The organism is Pseudomonas sp. Sample_20, from assembly GCF_004307585.1.
Classification (GTDB): Bacteria; Pseudomonadota; Gammaproteobacteria; order Pseudomonadales; family Pseudomonadaceae; genus Aquipseudomonas; species Aquipseudomonas atacamensis.
Window position 1 is genome coordinate 41,810 of the sequence record NZ_RCOA01000094.1, and the last position, 22,233, is coordinate 64,042.

Genomic DNA, 22,233 nt, shown 5'->3' on the forward strand with positions numbered 1-22,233 from the left:
CGGGCGTGGGAGCGCAGCGACCGTCTGGCGCAGCCAGACACAGCGGAAGGAGGTGCAGCGAAGCAAACCGTAGCCGCTGCGCCCGGATCGATCCCGCAGCGAAGGGACCCGAGCCTGCGAGGGCCGAACGCAGGAGCAAGCGTTTTGGGTTACCTTTTTGCTGGGCCGGCACTCCGGCGTTTGAAAAAGGTGACTCGCCGTAAGCGCGAAACCGCCAGCCGCCGCAGAGAAACATCCGAACATTCACACCAAACAACCCCAAGCCTGGTCGGCCCAAAGGCCGCCAAGGCTCCAAAAAAAGGCGACCCGATAGGTCGCCCATCTGAAAGATCAATCCGCCAACCAGCCATACTCCCAATGGCGCAAGTTATCCCCCCGCAAGACATAGTCTCGCAGCACCACCTCACGCAGTTCATCGCCCATGCGATAACTGGCATCCGGGTCAGCCAGATGCATGCGGATCGCTTGCAGCCACTCATCGGTCGTGTTGGTCTTGACCCGCGTGCACGGCAAGTAGCCGCGATAGGCCTCGGTATCGGTGCAGACCACCGGAAAACCACAGGCGCCATACTCGAGCAGCCGCAGATTGCTCTTGCAGTCGTTGAAGATGTGGAACTCCAGCGGTGCCAGCGCCAGATCGAGGTTCAGGCTGGCAAGTTTTGCCGGATAGACATCCAGCGGGATCACTCCGTGAAACTCATGCATGTACGGCAGCAAATCATCCGGGCACATGCCGAAGAAAACCCAGTCGACTTCGTTGGCCAGTTCGCGCACCACGTCGGCGATCACTGCCAGATCGCCATGGTGACTGGTGCCGCCCCCCCAGCCGACACGGGGCTTTTTCGAGGTGCGACGCTGGCTGCGCAGGTGTCCCCACAAATCCTGAGCCAACATGTTCGGCACCACGCGTATGTCGTGGTGCATGTCCGACAGCGCGTTGGCCAGTGGCGCGGTTGAAACGACCACGCGATCGCACAGGCCGATCGCTCGGCGCACCATACGCTCCATGTCCGACTTGCCCGGCATGTTGCGGATATGTGCATTGCGATGGGGAACGTCGATGACATAGTCGTCGAGTTCGAAAATCCGTCGGGCATTGAAGAACTTCTTCAGCGGCGGAATTTCATCAATGGCATGCTCCGAATAGCGCCCTTGCAGGACGATCACATCGGGGGACTGACGCTCGATATCGATGATCGACGGTAAGCCGTAGCAGACCCGTCCCTCCACCCGGTTGGCCGCTTCCAGCTCGATCATTGGCTGACTCATGCGGTAGTGACCGATGGCAGAAGCATTGATCGGAACCGCGAGCACGTTCGGCAGTTGCGCCTTGGAGAACGCGCTCCAGCCAGTACGCAGGCCCGGTTCAAGGCTGAAGTTGCTGGCGCCAACGCCCTGCAACGTCAGGTTGACGTTATAGGCCGGGTCGCGCGCAACCAGTGGCAGCCAGCGTTGATAGAAGGTGTCCTTCTCCTCGGCGTGCTGCGCTTGCTCTTGCTCCGTCGCCGCGATAACTGGCTGCGTACCAACCGCCAGCACGGCGTGCGGGTTCATCACCACCAGATAACCGTCGCGACCAATGCGCAGGCACAGATCCACGACACTGAGCGTTTGCTTGAAATCCTGCTCATCAAGACCGCCGGCCGCTTCGAATACCGATTTGCGAATCATCATGCAGTCGCCACCGACCGCGCTCAGATCATGCACAGCTTGCAGTCGGTGCATATACCCGTCCGCCTGCATCGGCTGGCCGTAGAACGGCAGTCCCGCCGGCCCATTCAGCCCCAGGATGAGACCGGCGTGCAGCACGCCACCGTCCGGGTTGAACAGCTTGGCGCCAACCACCCCGACTTCAGGACGTTGCGCGTGATTGAGCAGTTCGTCGAGCCAGTCGGCCTGAGTAATCACCGCAAAGGCATTGAGCATCAGCATGTACTCACCGCGCGCCTGGCGCGCGGCGAAGTTGTGCACAGCAGCGGCATTGTCCTTTTGCGCATACCGCAGCACGCGAATCCGGTCGCTGCCCAGCTGCGCCATGCCGTCCAGCCACGCCCGCGCTTCAGCGCTTTCGCTGCCGTTATCGACCAGGAGCAATTCGTACTCGGTGTAGGCGGTTTTCTCCAGCAGCGTTTCGACACAGCGCTGCAAGGCGGCAGTCTGGTCCTGAGTGACGATGATCACCGACACCAGAGGGCGCTGCGCGTGACGGTAGTCGACACGATTGAGCAGCCCGTTCTGGCGGATTTCATGAGCAATGCCGAGGCGCTGCAGATGCGCCTCGAGAATTCGCCGACTTTGCTCCACCACGCCAGGCTCGGTGAGCCATTGCGACAGGTCGAATTTCGACTCCAGCAATACCTCGGCGATATGACCGACAACCTGCAGGCCATCGCTTTCGACCATCCGCCAGAGCATGTCGTGTGGCGCCAGTTCGGCGAACGTTGGCGCAAATCCACCGAGGGCGAGGAAGCGTTCGCGCTGGAATGCCAGCGCTCGGCCGACGTATGGATAACTGCGCATGAGGTCGAGGTTGAAGTCCGGTTTGAACGCCGGTTCCGCCGATTCGCCGGCGCGCACGCTGCCTTCATCACTGTACAGACACGTCAGCGACCGCGAATGCGCGATGCGATCGGCCATCACCAGCAATGCCGGTGCCACCGGGCGGTCTCCCGGTTGCAGCAGATAGAACCAGTCGGCGCCTTCGAGTTGTGGCAACAGCGTATTGATCTGCTCCAGACCGTCACCCTGCAACGGCATGTGGAACACGCGATCCTGCAACACTGCTTCGGTACAGGCTACGGACAGTACCAGCACCAGCTCCGGTGGATAGTCCTGTGCAGCGAGCGCTTGCAGGGTGCGCTCGAGACCGTCGCGGCTACCCTGCGCATCGATGACGATCGGCACGATCCTCGGCTGCTGCGGCCAGCCAGCAAGCGTTTCCGGCAACCATTGGCGCTGCGTCTCGGTCAGCACCCGACACGCCAGCCACTGCGCATAGAGCTCGCCGAAACTGAAGCTGTCGACACCCACACCCAGCTCCTGGCGGCTTTGCTTGGTGCCAAGGGTACGGCTCAGCGGCAGTTCTTCCCAAACGCGAGGCGACTCGTCGGCGCTCGTCAGTCGCACGTAGCGAACCCAGCCCTTTGCGGGCGCCGACTCGCCGCTGCGTACTTTGAGCATTTGCGAAAGCCACTCGCGCTCAACCTCGGCAGCATCCTTCATCGGTTGCTGCGCGCTCAGGCGCTCAGGGTAAAGTCGCTCGGCGCTCAGGACATTGTTCGACGTCACCATGTTGCCGCGCCGCAACAGACACACATACAAGGCAAAATCCAGGGTCGCGACGAAGCATGCACCTGCTTCAGTCAGAGCGGGCAACAGTTCGGCGACATCGGCACGCCGGAACAACGCACTGCTGAAGCCACCGAGGACGTTGACCGGGAATTTTTCGAAAATGCTCAGCACATCGTCACCTTTGAGCAAGGCGCTTACGGGTGATAGCGAGCTGTTTTCCAAACGGGCCGGCAGAATGATGTCGTTGGCGTCCCACAGCAGCCGCTGAGCGATCACCAGACTGACTTCTTCGCGCTGTAACTCATGGGCTTGCTGTTCGATACAGGCCGAATACAGCAGGTCATCGTCACACAGGAATTTGATGAACTCGCCGCGCGCCTGTTCGAGGCAGGCTTTCAGGTTGCCCACCAGCCCCAGCGTCTGTGGATTGCGAACGTAGCGCACCTGGGCCCCGGTTTGCTCCATGACCAGGCTGACGATGTCCTTGATCTCGTCACCACGACTGTCATCGCACACGACGATGTCGAGATTGCTGTAAGTCTGGCTGACGGCACTGTTCAGCGTGCGCTCGAAAAAGCGCGGATTGAACGCAGGGATGGCAATGCTGACGAGAGGAAGTGAATTCACGGCGGGCTCACAGGCGGTACGAGCCCGCTCGCAAAAACGAGCCCTTGATACCGCAAAAAATCATTAACAGAGGCACAACGTTGGCGGGCGCGCTCGCGCCCGCCAATCATCAGATCTTGTTGAACAGACCCAACTGACTGATCTTGCTGAACGCCAGTTGCGCGGCTTGCAGCATGGTCTGTTGCAGGGTCAGACGGGTCATGACTTCAGCCGGATCGGAATCACGGATCGAACCCTGGGTCGTGCTGTTCGCCGTGGTCAGGCTGTCGTTGGTGATGGCCTGCATGTCCAGCGCCTGGCCGCGGGCACCAATGGTGGTGACTGCGGTGCCGATCTGATTGGCGGCAGCATCGATGTTGCCGAGGCCCGCCTCCATCGCGCCCTGCAATTTCTGCTTGGCAACCGGGTCGCCGTCAACCGGCGTATTCAGCGCGGTGATCATCTGGCCCAGGGTGTCGAGCACGTTCTGGGTCTGGTGATTGTTCGGCTGGATCGAGAACTGATCGCCAGCGGCCGGCGTGCTGCCCAGCGCGAAGGTCACACCGGCAGCGGTGGCGTTACCGCCGGCCACCGTGCCCGAGGAAACCGGCTTGCTGTCGGCGGTCACTGGCGCGGCATACAGATCGAAATCGGTGGCGCTGGTGAACTTGAGCACCGCGCCGCCCTGCGGGAAAGCTGCGGTGTAGGCTGCCTGATCGGTGATGGTCGAACCGGTGATCACGCTGGTCGACGGGTTACCCGGATTACGCGTGGTGGTGAACGAGTCCGGCGAGGCCGACAGCTGGAAGCTGTGCCCTGTGATAACGGCGTCCGGATTGGTATCGCCGGCCTTCAGGTTGACGTTCAGCTTGAGGTCGACGCCGCGGAAACTGACAGTCTGGTTGGCGCCGCTGCTGTTGCTGATCAGGCCATTTTGGCTGGCCTCGGCGGTCACGTCGTTGCCCAAAGCATCGGTGATCTTCAGCTGGGTGCTGCTGACGAAATCGATGGTGTACGGCTGCCCGGCAGTGAACTTGGCGTCGTAGGTAGCGGCAGTGCCGACGGTGCCGTTGGACAGCACGACACGGCCGTCATCGACGGCTGGCGCGGTCATTTTGGTGTTGGTGCGGCCGGTGTTGATGGTCTGCTGGAACGCGTCCCAACCGGTGGTGTTGGTACCCACGGTCATGCCGTCGCCGATGCCCAGATCGATGGTGGTCTGGTCGCCGTTGTAGCTGAACGTGCCGTCAGAATTCTTCGAGTACGGTGCGGTATCGGTTTTCGAACCGGAGAACAGATAGTTGCCGTTGGCATCCTTGGCGTTCATCAGGCCCAGCACTTGTTGCTGGATCTCGCCCATCTCCGAGGCGTACGCCTGGCGGTCCTTGTCGGTGATCGTGCCGTTGTTCGCGGCCAGCGCAAGTTCCTTGGCCCGTGCCAACGCCGTGGTGATCGAATCCAGCGTGGACTCCTGCACGTTCAACGCACTTTTGGTGGTGTTGACGTTGGTCTTGTACTGATCGAGCATCGCTGCCTGCTGGCCCAATTGCAGCAAGCGCCCGGCACCGATCGGATCATCGGCGGCGGTGTTGATACGCTGCAGGCTGCTCGCCTCGCTCGCGGTGGCAACGGCCTTGTTGAAGTTACGCTGATAATCCGAAGCTTGCGTTCCGTAATACTGGGCGGTGGAAATGCGCATGAATTACGACTCCTTAAAGGCTGTTGATCAGCGTGGCGAAAGTTTCCTGCGCAGCTTTGATGATCTGCGAAGACGCTGTGTAGTACTGCTGGTACTTGACCAGGTTGCCGGTTTCTTCGTCCAGGTTGACCCCGGAAAGCGAATCGCGGGCACCCTTGGCGTTCTCCAGAATCGCCGTGGTCGCGGCGCTGTCGGACTTGCCTTGGGCGGTCTTGGTACCGACGTTGGTCACCAGGGTGTTGTAGGCGTCGGTCAGGCTGATGCCCTTGCTCGCCGAACCGGTGTCCACGGTCTGTTTCGTTTGCAACGCGACCAGTGCCTGGGCGTTGCGGTTGTCCGAAGACGCCGCGCCGGTCAGGTTCATCGTGAAGGTTTCGCCGGTTTTCGGCGTGCCGCCCACGGTGGTCTGCACGGTGAAGGTCTTCTGCACGTTCGGCGTGACGGTAGTGTCCATCACCGGGTTGCCGCTGGCATCGACGATGCCGACTTTCAGGTTCAGCGTGTTCGATTGGCCAGGGACGATGGTGCCGGTGCCGATGGTCGCGCCTTTGGCGTCGACCAGGTTGTACGACTGGCTGCCGCCGCTGGCCGCGCCGAAGACCAGTTTGACCGGCGTCGAATTCTTCAGCGCCGCCTGCATGTCAGCCTGGGCGGTCGGGTTGTAGATGTCGATCTTGTCGCTGAGCGTCGGCTGGGTGTAAGTGCCCAGACCGTTGGCGCTGGCGACGCCAGTCAGCGGACCTGCCGCAGCGATTTTCTTCGGATCGGTCAAGACCGTCTGAATGCTCGCCGCGGCGTTGCGGGTCGGCGTGATTTTGAACGAGTCACCCGCGCTCAACGCGCCGCCATTCAAGGCCAGAGTGAAGCCGTCGATCACTGGCGGCGGATTGGTCGTGGTGCTGAAAGCGCCCAGATCGGTGCCGTCGGAACGCTTGACGGTGTAATCGGTAGCGCTGGTGAAGGTCACCTGATAATCGCTGGTGGTCAGCTTGCCGGTGTCCTTGATGGTCACATCGAGGTTGCCCGAACCGGCGCTGTTGCCGTCCTTCGCAATGCTGCGCTGACTGATCAGGGCGGCACTGTTGATGTTGTTGAAAATCGCCGCGCCGAAGTCACCGTTCTTGTCGATGCCCTGGGCTTGCTGGCTGTTGATCTGATCGGCAATCACCAGAGCGACGCGACCGAGCTCGTTGAGCGACGGGTCGAGGACTTCCTTGCGATAGGTCAGCAGACCGCCGATTTCACCACCGCTGATCACCGAAGTGATGTCGATGGTGCTCGAACCGCGATCCATCTGGATCGACATGCGCGACGGGTCGGTCTTGCTCGCGACCATGCTCAGGCTGTTGGTGGTATTGCCGATGACCAGCGGCTGACCGCTGCCGACATAGATGTCGAAGCTGGTGCCGCGCTCGACGACCTGGGCACCGGTCAGTTCGGAGAGCTGACGCACGGCTTCGTTACGGCTGTCGAGCAGGTCGTTCGGCGCCCCGCCACTGGTGGAGATTTCACCGATCTTCTGGTTGAGATTGGCGATCGCCGTGGCGAGTTTGTTCACCTGGGCAGTCATGTCGCCGAGGCTGCCGTTGATCGTGGTGTTCTGGTCGTTGAGCTGCTTGGCCAGGGTATTGAAGCGGCTGGTCAGCGCCTGTGCACCGGTCAGCACCGACTGACGCGAAGTGTCATCGGTGGCCGACGTCGATACACCCTGCATCGAGGTGAAGAATTTCTGCAGCACACCGGTCAGGCCGGTGTTGGTGTCCGACAGCATGGCGTCCAGCGGCGTCGCCTGCTTGAGAAACGCAGCCGATTCGCTGTCCAGCGAAGTCGCGGTGTGCAGCTGCGATTCCAGGTACGAGTTGTACACCCGGCGCACGTCGGCCAGGGTCGTGCCCGTGCCGATGAAAACGCTGCCGTACTGCTGCGAGGACTTGGTGCCCTGCACGGTTTGCTGACGTGAATAACCGGCGGTGTCGACGTTGGCAATGTTGTTGCCTGTCGTAGCCAGAGAGGACTGGCTGGCCGACAGTCCCGACATCCCGATATTGAGCAAACTCATGGTTCAGACCTTATTACCTGGTGCCTTATAAAGGCGTGGTGGAGACACCCGCCGCAGCGTAGTTTTCAAAACTGTTCATCTGCTTGGCAATTTGCGAAATCTTCGTCGCGTAGTTCGGGTCGGTGGCGTAACCGGCCTTCTGCAACTCGCGTACAAACTGTTCTGGGTTATCGGCCGACTTCAGCACTTCTTGATAGCGATTGTTGCTCTGCAGCAACGTCACCAGATCGTGGAAGCTGTCCTTGTACGAGGCGTAGGAACGGAACTCGGCCGTCTCCTTGACCATCGCGCCATTGCGGAACTCGCTGGTGATCGCGCGGGCCGAATCGCCCTTCCAGTTGCTGCTCGCCTTGATGCCGAACAGGTTGTGGCTGCTGCTGCCATCCTGGGCGCGCATGACCGATTTGCCCCAACCGGTTTCCAGCGCCGCTTGCGCCACCAGATAACGCGGATCGACGCCGATGCGGTCAGCGGCTTCCTTGGCCATCGGCAGCATGGTGTTGACGAATTCGTCGGCGGAACTGAAGGCCTTCTTCGCCGGTGCCAACGGAATCTGCGCCATGGCGCGGCCGTAAACCTGCATCTGCCCGCCAGCGGCTTTCTGCTCTTCGGCACGGGCCAGCCAGTCACCGTTGTACAACGCGCCGGAGCCTGTGACGGCGGTAGTCGCAGCCCGTTGCGGCAAGGCGTTGGTCGCTGCGGCCGCAGTGGTGGCACTGGCCACGCTCGGCGCCGACGGCACCAGACCAGCGAGCAAGCGATCGGCCAGTTTCGGCGGCAATGCCAGACGCCGCTGGTTGATCAGCGCCATGTCGTTGCGATGGGAAATATCGGTGTTGTTCGGCGCATGCACCGAGCGCGATGCCCACAACGGACGCTCGCCGTTGACGCGGGACAGCGGACCGGTGGCGGCGGTGCCGGCGGCAATCGGCGTCGGCACGGCGGCGGCCTTGGCCAGCGCTTCCTGCTGCTTGGCGGCGGACGCAGCTGCAGCCTCGCCCGGGGCCATCGGTTTGTTCTTCGACATCTGGCGGATCAGCACGTCGGCCAGACCGATACCACCGCCCTCGCGGGACATGGAAACCGCCAGTTGCTGGTCGTACATTTCCTGATACTGCTTGGCCGCCGGCGTGTTCAGCGGGTTGTCCTGGCCGAGCGCTTCGGTGGCCGAACGCATCGACTTGAGCATTTCGCCGAGGAACAGCGACTCGAATTCCTGCGCAACCTTGCGCATGTTTTCGTCGCTGTTCTTGTCGCCGACCTTGAGCTGGTTCAGACGATTGAGGTCGGAGTAGGAACCCGAATCGCTGCTGCTGACCAGACCGTTTTTGCGCATATCCATGGTGGCCGGCCTCAGATCACGATCAGGTCGGCTTGCAATGCGCCGGCCTGCTTCAGAGCTTCGAGAATTGCCATCAGGTCACCCGGTGCCGCGCCGACCTGGTTCACCGCACGGACGATCTCGTCGAGGGTGGTGCCCGGGCCGAACTTGAACATCGGTTTGGCTTCCTGTTCGGCATTCACTCGCGAGCGCGGTACGACAGCGGTCTGGCCGTTGGACAGCGGGCCCGGCTGGCTGACAATCGGGTCTTCGGTGATGGTCACGGTCAGGCTGCCGTGGGTCACGGCGGCTGGCGACACTTTCACGTTCTGGCCGATGACGATGGTGCCGGTACGCGAGTTGATGATGACTTTTGCCACCGCCTGACCCGGATCGATTTCGAGGTTTTCCAGGATCGACAGGTAGTCGACGCGCTGGCTCGGATCCAGTGGCGCAGTCACGCGCACCGAACCGCCGTCGATGGCTTGGGCGACGCCAGGGCCGAGCATGTCGTTGACCTTGTCGACGATGCGCTTGGCGGTGGTGAAGTCGGAACGGTTGAGGTTCAGCGTCAGGCTGTTGCCCTGGTTGAAACCGCTCGGCACCGCACGTTCCACCGACGCACCGCCAGGGATGCGACCGGCCGACGGAACGTTGACGGTAATCTTCGAACCATCACGGCCTTCAGCGTCGAAACCGCCAACCACGAGGTTGCCCTGAGCGATCGCATAGACGTTGCCGTCGATACCCTTGAGCGGCGTCAGCAGCAAGGTGCCGCCACGCAGGCTCTTGGAGTTACCGATCGAAGACACGGTGATGTCGACCTGCTGACCTGGCTTGGCAAACGCTGGCAGATCGGCACTCACCGACACCGCCGCGACGTTCTTCAACTGCACGTTGCCTGATCCCGGCGGCACCTTGATGCCGAACTGCGAGAGCATGTTGTTGAAGGTCTGCAGGGTGAACGGAGTCTGCGTCGTCTGGTCACCGGTGCCGTTAAGCCCGACCACCAGGCCGTAACCGATCAACTGGTTGGAGCGCACGCCGGAAATGCTGGCGATGTCTTTCAGCCGCTCGGCGTGTGCGGTGAACGCCGCAGACATCAACAACGCGGCCACCATAAGGCTCTTGAAATTCAAAGTCGCCACCTAGAAAGGGAACAGCGGGCTGAGGAAGAAACGGTCGAACCAGCCTGGCTGACTCGTATCGGCAAACGCGCCGGTACCCGAGTAGGTGATGCGCGCATCGGCGACGCGGGTCGACGACACGGTGTTGTCGGTCGCGATGTCATCGGCGCGGACCATGCCGGCGATGCGCACCAGTTCGTCACCGGTGTTGAGCGTCAGCCACTTCTCGCCACGCACGGCGATGATGCCGTTGGGCAGCACGTCGGCCACGGTCACGGTGATCGAACCGGTCAGGCTGTTGCTCTGCCCGGACTTGGCGTCGCCCTTGGTCGAACGGTCGGCGCTGTAGCCAGCGTTCAAGCTCAGGTCACCGCCACCAATCGGGTTGTTGGTGGTCAGGCTGGAGCCGAACAACGAGGTCAGACCGATCGAGTTATCGCTGTTCTTGTCCATCTGCGAGTTGGCGTTCTTGCTCGCCTGGGTGCGCTCGTTCAGGGTGATGGTGATGATGTCACCGACCCGGAACGCCTTGCGGTCGCTGTACAGGTTCTGCTCGAAGCCGGCCTGATAGATCGAGCCGTTATTGGCCGCCGCCGGCAACGGTGTGCGCGGCAACACCGGGGCGTAGTAAGGGTCATTGGGCTTGGGCGTCGGGGCGACGCAGCCCGCGAGCGAGACGACCCCACTCAATGCCAGAACAGATACAAAGCGCTTCATGACCCTACCTCACGGTGTTGCTGGCGACCTCAGGCCGCCCCAAAGACTGGATTACAGATTCTGCGTTACGAACGAGAGCATCTGGTCGGCGGTGGAGATCACCTTGGAGTTCATCTCGTAGGCGCGTTGAGTGGTGATCATGTTGACCATCTCTTCAACGGTGCTGACGTTGGACGTTTCCAAGGTGTTCTGCAGCGTGGTACCGAAACCGTTGAGGCCCGGGGTGCCGATCTGTGGCGCGCCGGAAGCAGCGGTTTCCAGGAACAGGTTGTTGCCCACGGCTTGCAGGCCGGCCGGGTTGATGAAGTCGGCGGTCTGCAGGTTGCCGATCACTTGCGAGGCCGGGTTGCCGGCGATGGTGATCGACACGGTGCCGTCACGGCCGACAGTGAAGGTCTGCGCATCGTTCGGAATGATGATCGCCGGCTCCAGCGCGAAACCGCTGGCGTTGACGATCTGGCCATTGGAGTCGAGGTGGAAAGTACCGTCACGGGTGTAGGACGTGGTGCCGTCCGGCTGCAGGATCTGGAAGAAACCGCGACCGTCGATGGCCATGTCCAGCGGCTGCTCGGTGGTTTGCAGGCTGCCGGCGGTGAAGTTTTTCTGGGTGCCGACAATGCGCACACCGGTACCCACTTGCAGACCCGACGGCAGTTCGCTGTCCTGGGTCGACTGGGCGCCTGGCTGACGCTTGATCTGATAGAGCAAGTCCTGGAACTCGGCACGGTCACGTTTGAAACCCGTGGTCGAGACGTTCGCCAGGTTGTTGGAAATGGTGGTCAGGTTGGTGTCCTGGGCGGACAGACCGGTTTTGGCAACCCATAGAGCCGGAAGCATTCGATTCTCCTCGTGCGCCTGTTTTACGGCGCGACGTTCTGATAATTAGCTGATCTGCAAGACCCGAGCCATGGCCTGGTCGTCGTCTTTGGCGGTGTTCATCATCTTGACGTGCAACTCGAACTGCTTGGCCAGGGCCAGCACCGAAGTCATTTCTTCCACGGCATTGACGTTGCTCGACTCGAGGAAACCCGAGACCAGTTTGACGTTGGCGTCGGCTTGCGCCGGCTGGCCGTCCTTGGTGTAAATCGAACCGTCGAGGCCTTTGTTCATGTTCTTGATGTCCGGGTTGACCAGCTTGATCCGGTCGACTTCGGCCATGACGCGCGGGCCTTCGCCCATTGCGCGAATGCTGATGGTGCCGTCTTCGCCGACTTCCACCTGCTGCTCGGGCGGCACGGCGATCGGGCCGCCGTTACCGATCACCGGCATGCCGTTGCCGGCGCGCAGTACGCCGAGGGCGTCGATGTTGAGGCTGCCGGTACGCACGTAGCTTTCACCACCGCTGGGGTTTTGCACGGCGATGAAACCGTTGCCGGATACCGCGACGTCGAGTTCACGACCGGTCTGCACCAGCGAGCCCGGCGTGAAGTCGGTGGCAGGACGTTCGCTCATGGCAAACGCGCGCGCCGGAAAGCTGTCGCCGAATACCGGCATCGAACGCGCCTGCTCGAGGTCGCGCTGAAAGCCGTTGGTGGAAATGTTCGCCAGGTTGTTGGCATGCGCCCGCTGCGCCAGTGCGTTCTGGCTGGCGCCGGTCATTGCCACATAAAGGTACTTGTCCACAGTGTTTCCTCTGCATGCCGGACGTTTGCCGCCCACCGCTGTACTGCTCAGCCATAAGCAATTTGCAGACCAACTTTTTATTGGCGGGCGAAGGCCCGGCAAACAGGGGACTTGAGGGGATCGGAGGGGGAATCTGAAATGGGTCGAAGACGAAAAACCGGCGGTGTCATGCCGGTTAGTGGCAATCCTGAGTTCGGCGGGGATGGCGATCCTGTGGCGAGGGGATTTATCCCCGTTCGGCTGCGCAGCAGTCGCCAAGCCTGCAAATGAGGTCGCAGTGAAGGAAAAGCGGGGCCGCTGCGCAGCCCATCGGGGATAAATCCCCTCGCCACAAAGGCTCTACTTAGCTTCCGGAGGTTTTGCCAACCTCATACTCACGCAACTTGTTGGCAATCGTCGTGTGCGAAACCCCCAGCCGCTTGCCCAACTGCCGACTGCTCGGGTGCTCGGAATACAACCGCTCCAGCACCGCTTTCTCGAAACGCCCGACGATCTCGTCCAGACTTCCGTCGAGGGAGAAATCGCCAAGCGGCTGACGCACGCCGTAATCCGGCAGGCGAATATGTTCGGCCTTGACCGTGCCGCCGTCGCACAGGGAAACCGCCTGGAACAGCACGTTCTCCAGCTGCCGCACGTTGCCCGGCCAGTGGTAATGGCTGAGGCGATCCATCGCCGCCGGGGCCAGTTTCGGCAGCGGACAACCGATCTGCCGGCTGGCCTGGTCGAGAAAGTGTTCAACCAGCGGCGTCAGACCGTCGAGGCATTCGCGCAGCGGCGGAATGTGCAGCGACAGCACGTTCAAGCGGTGATAGAGATCCTGGCGAAACTCGCCGCGCGCGCACAATTCGGACAAGTCCACCTGGGTCGCGCAGATCACCCGCACATCGAGATAGACCTCTTCATCACTGCCGACGCGACGGAAGCAACCGTCCTGAAGAAAGCGCAGCAATTTGACCTGCAAGCGCGGGCTCATCTCGCCGACGCCATCGAGAAACAGCGTGCCGCCAGCGGTCAACTCCAGCAGGCCAAGCTTGCCCTCAGCGCGAGCGCCTTCGAAAGCGCCGGGGCCGTAGCCGAACAGCTCGGTCTCGGCCATCGACTCCGGCAACCCGGCGCAATTGAGCGCCATCAACGGTGACTGTCCACGCGGGCTGGCGAGATGGCAGGCGCGCGCCAGCAGTTCCTTGCCGGTGCCGGTTTCGCCTTCTATTAATAGCGGTGCATCCAGCGGCGCCATGCGTCGCGCTTCGCGGACCACAGCGGCCATGACTTTCGAGCTCTGGAAGATACTGTCGAAGCCGCGCAGCTCCTGTTTGCGCACGTTGTAGATGCGCTCGCCGACCCGATCGGCGCGGTGCAGAGTCAATACGGCGCCGGCCATGGCCTCGCTGTCATCGTGCTCCGATTGCAGCGGCGCGATGTCGGCGAGAAAGATGTCGCCCTTGACCTTGACCCGCATGCCGTTGATCCGCGACTTGTTGGCGCGCACCAGTTCCGGCAGGTCGAAATCCTCGGCGTAGCGCGACAGCGGAATCCCCGGCACCTCATCGACACGCACGCCGAGCAACTGCGCCGCCGCGCGGTTGGCCGCAACGATCGAGCCGCCCATGTCGATCGACAACACCGGAAACTCCAGCGCGCCGAGCAACGCATTCAGTTCCATGTGCCGGCGTTCGCTGGGCATCAGCCCGACGCGCTTGACCCCAAACACCCCGCCGATCGCCTCGAACTTGGGGCGCAACGCCTGGAACTGGATGTTGATCAGGTTCGGGCAGTGCAGATAGATCGCATTGCCATGCTCACCGCCAACTTCACCGCGGGCAACGTTGATCCCGTACGCCACCAGCAGATTGAGAATGTCGCGCAGGATGCCGATGCGGTTCTGGCAGTGAACTTTGATGCGCATAAAAAAAGGCCCGACAAGATTGGGAAATTGACCAATGCCCGTGTGGGAGCGAGCTTGCTCGCGAAGGCGCCAGCACATTCAGTATCGATGTGTCAGACAGGCCGCTTTCGCGAGCAGGCTCGCTCCCACAGGATCTTGTGGCGCGCCCGAGGCAGAGTTTTCTGTCTTGGCACGCAGATAGTTGTCAAGATTATGTGACAGCCCCTGCCCTTTTCAAACCCGCCAATCACCGTAAATGCGCATTACCCGACAAAGCGTAACAATAACTTTACGAAACTCGACGAAATTTCCTACGCATGCGCGGCTCGACATGCTGCACGCCTTCAAACTCTGGGTTATTCCTTTAGCCATCGCTGGACATAACAAAAACGAATTTCCTAGCAGGAGAGCAGCATGAAGCAGACGCAATACGTGGCTCGCGAGCCCGATGCGCAAGGTTTTATCGACTACCCCGCCGAAGAACATGCGGTATGGAACACGCTGATCACTCGCCAGTTGAAGGTGATTGAAGGTCGTGCGTGCCAGGAATACCTGGACGGTATCGAAAAACTCGGTCTGCCCCACGACCGCATCCCGCAACTGGCCGAGATCAATAAAGTCCTCCGCGAGACCACCGGCTGGCAAGTTGCCCGGGTGCCGGCGCTGATTCCTTTCCAGACGTTTTTCGAGTTGCTTGCCAGCAAGCAATTCCCCGTCGCCACCTTCATACGTACCCGCGAAGAACTCGACTACCTGCAAGAGCCGGACATCTTTCACGAGATCTTTGGTCATTGCCCGTTGCTGACCAACCCGTACTTCGCTGAATTCACCCACACCTACGGCAAGCTCGGCCTGCAAGCGACCAAGGAAGAGCGCGTGTATCTGGCGCGGCTGTACTGGATGACCATCGAATTCGGTCTGGTCGACACCCCGCAGGGCAAGCGCATCTACGGTGGCGGAATTCTGTCCTCGCCGAAAGAAACCGTTTATTGCCTGTCGGACGAGCCCGAACATCAGGTTTTCGATCCCCTGGAAGCCATGCGCACGCCGTATCGCATCGACATCCTGCAGCCGCTGTACTTCGTCCTGCCCAATCTCAAGCGCCTGTTCGACGTGGCCCATGAAGACATCATGGCCATGGTTCGTCAGGGCATGCAGTTGGGCTTGCACGCGCCGAAATTTCCGCCGAAACCCAAAGCCGCCTGAACCGCGACTTTTGCTGACAATTGCGTCTGTCCGTCGCCGCCACTTTGCTTTAGCGTGACGGCATTGGCGGCACACGCGCTTTAATAAAAAACACACTCGTTTTCAGGAATACACCATGTCGACTTTGAACCAAGCCCACTGCGAAGCCTGCCGCGCCGATGCGCCACAAGTCAGCGATGAAGAACTGCCGATCCTGATCAAGCAGATCCCTGACTGGAACATCGAAGTACGCGACGGCATCATGCAGCTGGAAAAAGTTTTCCTGTTCAAGAACTTCAAACACGCGCTGGCGTTCACCAACGCCGTCGGCGAAATCTCCGAGGCCGAAGGTCACCACCCGGGCCTGCTGACCGAGTGGGGCAAAGTCACCGTGACCTGGTGGAGCCATTCGATCAAAGGCCTGCACCGCAACGACTTCATCATGGCTGCGCGCACTGACGAAGTGGCCAAGACCGCAGAAGGACGCAAGTAATGCACTTCGACGCCATCGGCCGGGTCCCCGGCGACCCGATTCTCGGTTTGATGGAGGCCTATGCGCAGGATGCCAATCCGCGCAAGTTCGACCTCGGCGTTGGCGTCTACAAGGATGCCCAGGGCCTGACGCCGATCCCGGAAGCGGTGAAAATCGCCGAAGCGCGACTGGTCGAAAGTCAGGACACCAAGACTTACATCGGTGGCCACGGCAACCCGCTGTTCGGCAAGGTCATCAATGAGCTTGTGCTCGGTAGCGACTCGGCATTGATCGCCGAACAACGCGCCGGCGCCACCCAGACCCCGGGAGGCACCGGTGCCCTGCGTCTGGCGGCCGACTTCATCGCGCAATGCCTGCCGGGCAAAGGCGTGTGGTTGAGCAACCCGACCTGGCCGATCCACGAAACCATTTTCGCCGCTGCCAAGGTCAAGGTCAGCCACTACCCGTACGTCGGCAGTGACAACCGCCTCGACGTCGAAGCGATGCTCGCCGTGCTCAGGGAAGTGCCGAAGGGCGACGTGGTGCTGCTGCATGCGTGCTGCCACAACCCGACCGGTTTCGACCTGAGCCATGACGACTGGAAGCGCGTGCTTGAAGTGGTGCGCAGCCGCGATCTGCTGCCGCTGATCGACTTCGCTTATCAGGGTTTTGGCGATGGTCTGGAGCAGGACGCCTGGTCGACCCGGTTGTTCGCGGCGCAGGTGCCGGAGCTGCTGATCACCAGTTCCTGCTCGAAGAACTTCGGACTGTATCGCGACCGTACCGGTGCGCTGATCGTCTGCGCGACCAGCGCCGACAAGCTCATCGACATCCGCAGCCAGCTGGCCAATATCGCCCGCAACCTGTGGTCGACGCCGCCGGATCACGGCGCGGCGGTGGTCGCGACCATCCTCGCCGACCCAGAGCTGAAAGCGCGCTGGGCCGATGAAGTGGAAGCGATGCGCTTGCGAATCGCGCAGTTGCGCAGCGGTCTGGTCGAAGCGCTGGAACCGCATGGTTTGCGTGAGCGTTTCGCACACATCGGTGTGCAACGTGGGATGTTCTCCTACACCGGCCTGTCGCCGGAACAGGTGAAGACCCTGCGCGAGCGGCACAGCGTGTACATGGTCAGCTCGGGCCGGGCCAACGTTGCCGGGATCGACGCCACCCGCCTCGCATTGCTCGCGGACGCCATCGCCGACGCCTGCAAATAATCCCCCCGCCCGACTGATCGTTCCCACGCTCTGCGTGGGAATGCAGCCCGGGACGCTCCGCGTCCCAACAGCGGACGCAGAGCGTCCATTGAGGCATTCCCACGCAGAGCGTGGGAACGATCAGCAGACCCAGCTCTTGCCTCCCTGCGGCCATCTGTCGCATTAATTTGAATTAAAAGTCTGATTGTCATTTTTCCTGCTGTATCCTGCGCAGGCTTTGTAAAGCGCGGAGCACCTGATCTATCAACAGACTTAGCGAGGAGCGCACCCATGCACGAGATTCCCAATCTCCCCTTCCCAAGCCTGCACGTACCTGAGCAGACGACCCCGCAACACGCCGGCGCCGAAAAGCCCGAGCCGCAAGAAGCCGCTGACAGCCGCAAAGCCGACAGCGAAGAGTAAGACCCGCCGTACAGACCGTGTGGAAAGCGCTAACATGCGCTTTCCACACTGCCTGAAACCCGAGCCCGCCATGACCGATGAATTCTCCGAAAGCCAAGCTGCCGTGCTGATCGGCGCCACCGAGAAAATGATCGAGATCTGGAATCGCCTCTCACCCGAGAAACAGGCCGCCCTGCTGGAGCGTTTCGGCAGCGAAGAAAACGCCCTCGCCGCCCTCGTCACCACGCAATTGGTGGCCCCGGCGAAATCCTGAAAGCGCCGCCCGGCAAATAGTTTTACTTTTCCCCGCCCCTGAACGGTTCACGCCGGTATCATGAGCAGCCTATCTAATCTGCTGCTCCCGTGGATCGTTACCCATGTCGTCTATATCCGAGCCCCAGCGTCCGCTGGCGGTTACGCTGCAAGTTGTCTCCATCGTCCTCTTCACCTTTATCGGTTACCTGAACATCGGCATCCCGCTCGCCGTGCTGCCGGGCTACGTCCACAGTGACCTTGGTTTCGGCGCCGTGATCGCCGGGCTGGTGATCAGCGTGCAATACCTCGCCACCCTGCTCAGCCGTCCATATGCCGGCAAGATCATCGACAACCAGGGCAGTAAACGCGCAGTGATGATTGGCCTCGCTGGTTGCGGCTTGAGCGGTGTGTTCATGCTGATTTCCGCGTGGACGCCGAACCTGCCGCTGCTCAGTCTGATCAGCCTTTTAATTGGCCGCCTGGTGCTGGGCAGCGCGGAAAGCCTGGTCGGTTCCGGTTCGATTGGCTGGGGCATCGGCCGGGTTGGCGCGGCGAATACGGCGAAAGTGATTTCCTGGAACGGCATCGCCAGTTACGGCGCCTTGGCGATCGGCGCGCCGTTCGGTGTCTGGCTGGTGAGCAGGTTGGGGCTGTGGAGCATGGGCGTGAGCATCATCCTCCTCGCTTTGCTCGGTCTGGCGCTGGCATGGCCGAAGACCGCCGCGCCGATCGTCGCCGGCGAACGTCTGCCGTTCATGCATGTGCTGGGCAAAGTCTTCCCCCACGGCTGCGGACTGGCGCTGGGCTCGATCGGTTTTGGCACCATCGCCACGTTCATTACCCTGTATTACGCGACCCAGCACTGGGACAACGCCGTGCTGTGCCTGAGCCTGTTCGGCGCCAGCTTCATCGGCGCGCGGCTGCTGTTCGGCAACCTGATCAACCGCCTCGGCGGATTCCGCGTGGCGATTGCCTGCCTGTCGGTGGAAACGTTGGGTTTGTTGTTGTTGTGGATCGCACCGGATGCACATTGGGCATTGGCCGGTGCGGCGCTGAGCGGCTTTGGCTTCTCGCTGGTATTCCCGGCGCTGGGCGTGGAAGCGGTGAATCTGGTGCCGGCCTCGAGCCGTGGCGCGGCGGTCGGTGCCTATTCACTGTTCATTGATTTGTCGCTGGGGATCACCGGGCCGCTGGCCGGGGCGATTGCGGCGGGGTTCGGTTTTGCTTCGATCTTTCTGTTCGCAGCCTTCGCGGCGTTGAGCGGACTTGGCTTGAGTGTGTATCTGTATAGGCACACGGCAAAATACCGCGAGGCTTAAAAATCCACTTTGCCGCGCCCGGCCTTGATGCTGCCGCGCTTGGTTTTCGACTCCAGCCGACGCTTCTTCGAACCGAGGGTCGGCTTGGTCGGGCGGCGTTTCTTTTCGACTTTGGTGGCGCTGAGAATCAGCTCGACCAGCCGCTCCAGCGCATCGGCGCGATTGGCTTCCTGGGTGCGATATTGCTGCGCCTTGATGATCAGCACGCCGTCGCTGGTGATACGACTGTCACGCAGCGCCAGCAGCCGTTCTTTGTAGAACTCCGGCAATGACGAGTTGGGAATGTCGAAGCGCAAGTGCATCGCGCTGGAGACCTTGTTGACGTTCTGCCCTCCGGCGCCTTGAGCGCGGATGGCGGTCAATTCGATCTCGGCATCCGGCAGATGCACGTTGTTGGAAATCACCAGCATGGAAAAGCGTCCGTAATCAGAGCGTGCAGGATAACCTGATTCACTCAACCTCTGTGGGAGCGAGCCTGCTCGCGAAGGCGGTGTGTCAGTCGATGCAGATGTTTCTGATGGACCGCTTTCGCGAGCAGGCTCGCTCCCACAGGGTTCGGTGTGATGTCAGATTTTTCCATTTCAAAACAACAAACCCGGCACTCTGGCCGGGTTTGCTGTTTCTGCTTGAGCGGTTACTTGGCGATCACTGGCAGCGCCTGCTGGACACTGCGCTTGTTCTTGATCAGGTAGCAGACCCACATGAACACCACCCACACCGGAATCGCATACACCGAGATCTGAATCCCCGGGATCAGCAGCATCACGCCGAGGATGAACACCACGAACGCCAGGCAGACGAAGTTGCCGTACGGATACCACAGCGCCTTGAACAGCGGCGTCTGTTTGGTCTGGTTCATGTGCTGGCGGAACTTGAAGTGCGAGTAGCTGATCATCGCCCAGTTGATCACCAGCGTCGCAACCACCAGCGACATCAGCAGTTCCAGCGCATGCTGCGGGATCAGGTAGTTGAGCAACACGGCAACCAGCGTCACTGCCGCCGACGCCAGAATCGAACGCACCGGCACGCCGCGCTTGTCGATCTTCGCCAGACCTTTCGGCGCATCGCCCTGCTCGGCCATGCCCAGCAGCATACGGCTGTTGCAGTAGGTGCCGCTGTTGTATACGGACAGCGCGGCGGTCAGCACGACGAAGTTGAGGATGTGCGCGGCGGTATTGCTGCCGAGCATCGAGAACACCTGCACGAACGGGCTGCCGCTGTAGGAATCGCCGGACGCGTTGAGGGTTTCCAGCAGGCTGTCCCAAGGAGTCAGCGACAGCAGGATTACCAGCGCGCCGATGTAGAAAATCAGGATGCGGTAGATCACCTGATTGATCGCTTTCGGGATCACGGTTTTCGGCTTGTCGGCTTCAGCGGCGGTGAAACCGAGCATTTCCAGACCGCCGAAAGAGAACATGATGATCGCCATGGCCATCACCAGACCGCTTACCCCATTGGGGAAGAAACCGCCGTGGGACCACAGGTTGGAGACCGAGGCTTGCGGGCCGCCATGGCCGCTGACCAGCAGGTAGCTGCCCAGCGCGATCATGCCAACGATGGCCACAACCTTGATGATCGCAAACCAGAATTCGGCTTCACCGAAGACTTTGACGTTGGCCAGGTTGATCGCGTTGATCAGCACGAAGAATGCAGCAGCGGAGACCCAGGTCGGGATGTCCGGCGCCCAGTAATGGATGTACTTGCCGACCGCTGTCAGCTCGGACATGCCCACCAGAATGTACAGAATCCAGCAGTTCCAGCCCGACAGGAACCCGGCGAAACCGCCCCAGTATTTGTGCGCGAAATGGCTGAAGGAGCCGGCCACCGGCTCTTCGACGATCATTTCGCCGAGCTGGCGCATGATCATGAAGGCGATGAAGCCGCAAATGGCGTAGCCGAGGATCATCGACGGGCCGGCGGATTTCAGTACCCCGGCAGAACCGAGGAACAATCCGGTACCGATCGCGCCACCGAGGGCGATCAGTTGAATATGGCGATTTTTCAGGCCGCGCTTAAGCTCGCCTGATTGCGAGGGTTGTCCACTCATGAAAAAGGTCTCACGCAAGGTTTGATGATGTTCAGTAGACGTTGCTGCAAGGTTGCGATTTCAGGCAGCCCCGATCAAACCCCAGCGCAGGCACCAGGAGTTCAGCTCATTTACAACGGTCATGCGTCACCTGTTTGTTTTTATCTGTGACGAAATCGAACCCGGCACGCTTGTGGCGCGGCGGAGTGAACAAGGCGGATAGCCTCGAGATTTTTGCGATTACGCAGAGGGTCACAGTTAAAACGCGGCGCATTGTACACCGCTAACCCCCTGCTGCCAGACCCGCCTGATCAGCGTGTCGGTTGCCGGGATTGCGCGTGTCCGCCTCGACAGTGCCGAGCGGCTGCAAAATATGAGTCAGGCCTTTGCAGGCCATCGACGGGGACGAGGAGAAAACCGTCCCACGGGGAGAAGTGGAAATCAGTCGCGGCGTACATTGCGCCTCCTTCTTGTTATTCGCCTGCACGACAGGCATGGGGCGCATCACACCCTGCCTGAAGGCTGGAAACAAGCGCGCCAGAGCCCTGCGTGGCGCACGCTGCGTCGGCTTACGGAAGCTTTTCCTTACAACGGAGGGCGAGACGGGAAATCACCGGGTTGGCGGGCCAATATCGTCAGGTTTTCTTTACAACGCGTAACGAATATTTTCCGAAGCAGAAATTTCTGTAGGACGTCTGCATATTGACGGTCGCTAGCTTGCTATCAATTTCACCGACCTAGTTTTTTGTTTTCAAATAAGAAAATTTATCCCGAAAAACAGAACAAAAAGTCTATTTAAAAATTAAATGGATAAATTTTTGCAATCACAAAAACGCTCAACTAGGTTCTTCACGTCTTACCGGCCACCTCGACCGGTCAGTCATAAACCGTGAAATTCTCTAGGAGATCGACCATGCAAGCACTGGAAAAAGACTTGGATACCGAACTGCAACTGGACGAATGGTTTGAAGCGCCAACCCATGAGGCCGCTGTGGAAATGATGCAAGCCGACGCGGTGGTTCCGTTCGGCACGGCGATGTGGCCTCTGTAAGA

18 protein-coding genes are annotated in these 22,233 nt (G+C 60.7%); 7 read left to right on the forward strand and 11 right to left on the reverse strand.

Translation table 11 applies throughout. The annotated features are described in order from the left end of the window. Positions 1 to 330: 330 nt before the first annotated feature. The 9 genes from D8U70_RS19955 to D8U70_RS19995 form a co-directional block, all read right to left on the reverse strand. Entirely contained in the window at positions 331 to 3,918 is a 3,588-nt protein-coding gene (locus D8U70_RS19955) for a glycosyltransferase (RefSeq protein WP_130929576.1), read from the reverse strand. A 109-nt stretch (positions 3,919 to 4,027) separates the two neighbouring features. Further along, a complete protein-coding gene (locus D8U70_RS19960; RefSeq protein WP_130929577.1) occupies positions 4,028 to 5,596 on the reverse strand; it encodes a flagellar hook-associated protein 3 in 1,569 nt (522 codons plus the stop codon). Positions 5,597 to 5,609: 13 nt separating this feature from the next. Further along, positions 5,610 to 7,655, reverse strand: a complete 2,046-nt coding sequence (flgK, locus tag D8U70_RS19965; protein WP_071171415.1) for a flagellar hook-associated protein FlgK — start codon at positions 7,653 to 7,655, stop codon at positions 5,610 to 5,612. 25 nt (positions 7,656 to 7,680) lie between these two features. After that, the gene (gene flgJ / locus D8U70_RS19970; protein ID WP_130929578.1) at positions 7,681 to 8,997 is read right to left on the reverse strand and encodes a flagellar assembly peptidoglycan hydrolase FlgJ; all 1,317 of its coding nucleotides are present in this window, start codon (positions 8,995 to 8,997) and stop codon (positions 7,681 to 7,683) included. 11 nt (positions 8,998 to 9,008) lie between these two features. Next, a complete protein-coding gene (locus D8U70_RS19975) occupies positions 9,009 to 10,097 on the reverse strand; it encodes a flagellar basal body P-ring protein FlgI (RefSeq protein ID WP_024012083.1) in 1,089 nt (362 codons plus the stop codon). 27 nt (positions 10,098 to 10,124) lie between these two features. After that, positions 10,125 to 10,820, reverse strand: a complete 696-nt coding sequence (gene flgH, locus D8U70_RS19980) for a flagellar basal body L-ring protein FlgH (RefSeq protein ID WP_016771110.1) — start codon at positions 10,818 to 10,820, stop codon at positions 10,125 to 10,127. Between the two features lie 51 nt (positions 10,821 to 10,871). Beyond that, positions 10,872 to 11,657: a flagellar basal-body rod protein FlgG gene (gene flgG / locus D8U70_RS19985; RefSeq protein ID WP_016771111.1), complete on the reverse strand. Its 786-nt coding sequence runs from the start codon at positions 11,655 to 11,657 to the stop codon at positions 10,872 to 10,874. Positions 11,658 to 11,702: 45 nt separating this feature from the next. Continuing rightward, a complete protein-coding gene (locus D8U70_RS19990) occupies positions 11,703 to 12,443 on the reverse strand; it encodes a flagellar basal body rod protein FlgF (protein ID WP_016771112.1) in 741 nt (246 codons plus the stop codon). A 343-nt stretch (positions 12,444 to 12,786) separates the two neighbouring features. Continuing rightward, positions 12,787 to 14,349: a sigma-54-dependent transcriptional regulator gene (locus tag D8U70_RS19995; protein WP_130929579.1), complete on the reverse strand. Its 1,563-nt coding sequence runs from the start codon at positions 14,347 to 14,349 to the stop codon at positions 12,787 to 12,789. A 393-nt stretch (positions 14,350 to 14,742) separates the two neighbouring features. Here D8U70_RS19995 and phhA point away from each other — a divergent pair, with 393 nt between their 5' ends. The 6 genes from phhA to D8U70_RS20025 all read left to right on the forward strand — a co-directional run bounded on the left by phhA (position 14,743) and on the right by D8U70_RS20025 (position 19,154). Then, positions 14,743 to 15,534 (forward strand): phenylalanine 4-monooxygenase, encoded by a 792-nt coding sequence (gene phhA, locus D8U70_RS20000; protein WP_130929580.1) that lies wholly within the window; start codon positions 14,743 to 14,745, stop codon positions 15,532 to 15,534. Positions 15,535 to 15,649: 115 nt separating this feature from the next. Beyond that, entirely contained in the window at positions 15,650 to 16,006 is a 357-nt protein-coding gene (locus D8U70_RS20005) for a 4a-hydroxytetrahydrobiopterin dehydratase (RefSeq protein WP_016771115.1), read from the forward strand. After that, complete coding sequence (locus tag D8U70_RS20010) at positions 16,006 to 17,199, forward strand: amino acid aminotransferase (RefSeq protein WP_071171409.1); 1,194 nt, start codon at positions 16,006 to 16,008, stop codon at positions 17,197 to 17,199. Before D8U70_RS20005 ends, D8U70_RS20010 begins: the two co-directional genes overlap by 1 nt. A 270-nt stretch (positions 17,200 to 17,469) precedes the next feature. Further along, complete coding sequence (locus tag D8U70_RS28130; protein WP_016771117.1) at positions 17,470 to 17,601, forward strand: hypothetical protein; 132 nt, start codon at positions 17,470 to 17,472, stop codon at positions 17,599 to 17,601. Between the two features lie 70 nt (positions 17,602 to 17,671). After that, positions 17,672 to 17,854: a hypothetical protein gene (locus tag D8U70_RS20020; RefSeq protein WP_039761215.1), complete on the forward strand. Its 183-nt coding sequence runs from the start codon at positions 17,672 to 17,674 to the stop codon at positions 17,852 to 17,854. Positions 17,855 to 17,966: 112 nt separating this feature from the next. Further along, positions 17,967 to 19,154 carry an MFS transporter gene (locus tag D8U70_RS20025; RefSeq protein ID WP_095180869.1) on the forward strand — a complete coding sequence of 396 codons (1,188 nt, stop codon included), beginning with the start codon at positions 17,967 to 17,969 and terminating at the stop codon, positions 19,152 to 19,154. Here D8U70_RS20025 and arfB read toward each other — a convergent pair. Continuing rightward, on the reverse strand, positions 19,151 to 19,564 hold the full coding sequence (gene arfB, locus D8U70_RS20030; protein WP_016771119.1) for an alternative ribosome rescue aminoacyl-tRNA hydrolase ArfB: 414 nt from the start codon (positions 19,562 to 19,564) through the stop codon (positions 19,151 to 19,153). The genes D8U70_RS20025 and arfB overlap by 4 nt on opposite strands. Positions 19,565 to 19,788: 224 nt before the next feature. Continuing rightward, a complete protein-coding gene (locus D8U70_RS20035; protein WP_130929582.1) occupies positions 19,789 to 21,201 on the reverse strand; it encodes an amino acid permease in 1,413 nt (470 codons plus the stop codon). Positions 21,202 to 22,093: 892 nt separating this feature from the next. On the opposite strand from D8U70_RS20035, the gene D8U70_RS27765 reads away from it, so the two are divergent. Next, the gene (locus tag D8U70_RS27765) at positions 22,094 to 22,231 is read left to right on the forward strand and encodes a hypothetical protein (RefSeq protein ID WP_003222780.1); all 138 of its coding nucleotides are present in this window, start codon (positions 22,094 to 22,096) and stop codon (positions 22,229 to 22,231) included. Positions 22,232 to 22,233: the final 2 nt, after the last annotated feature.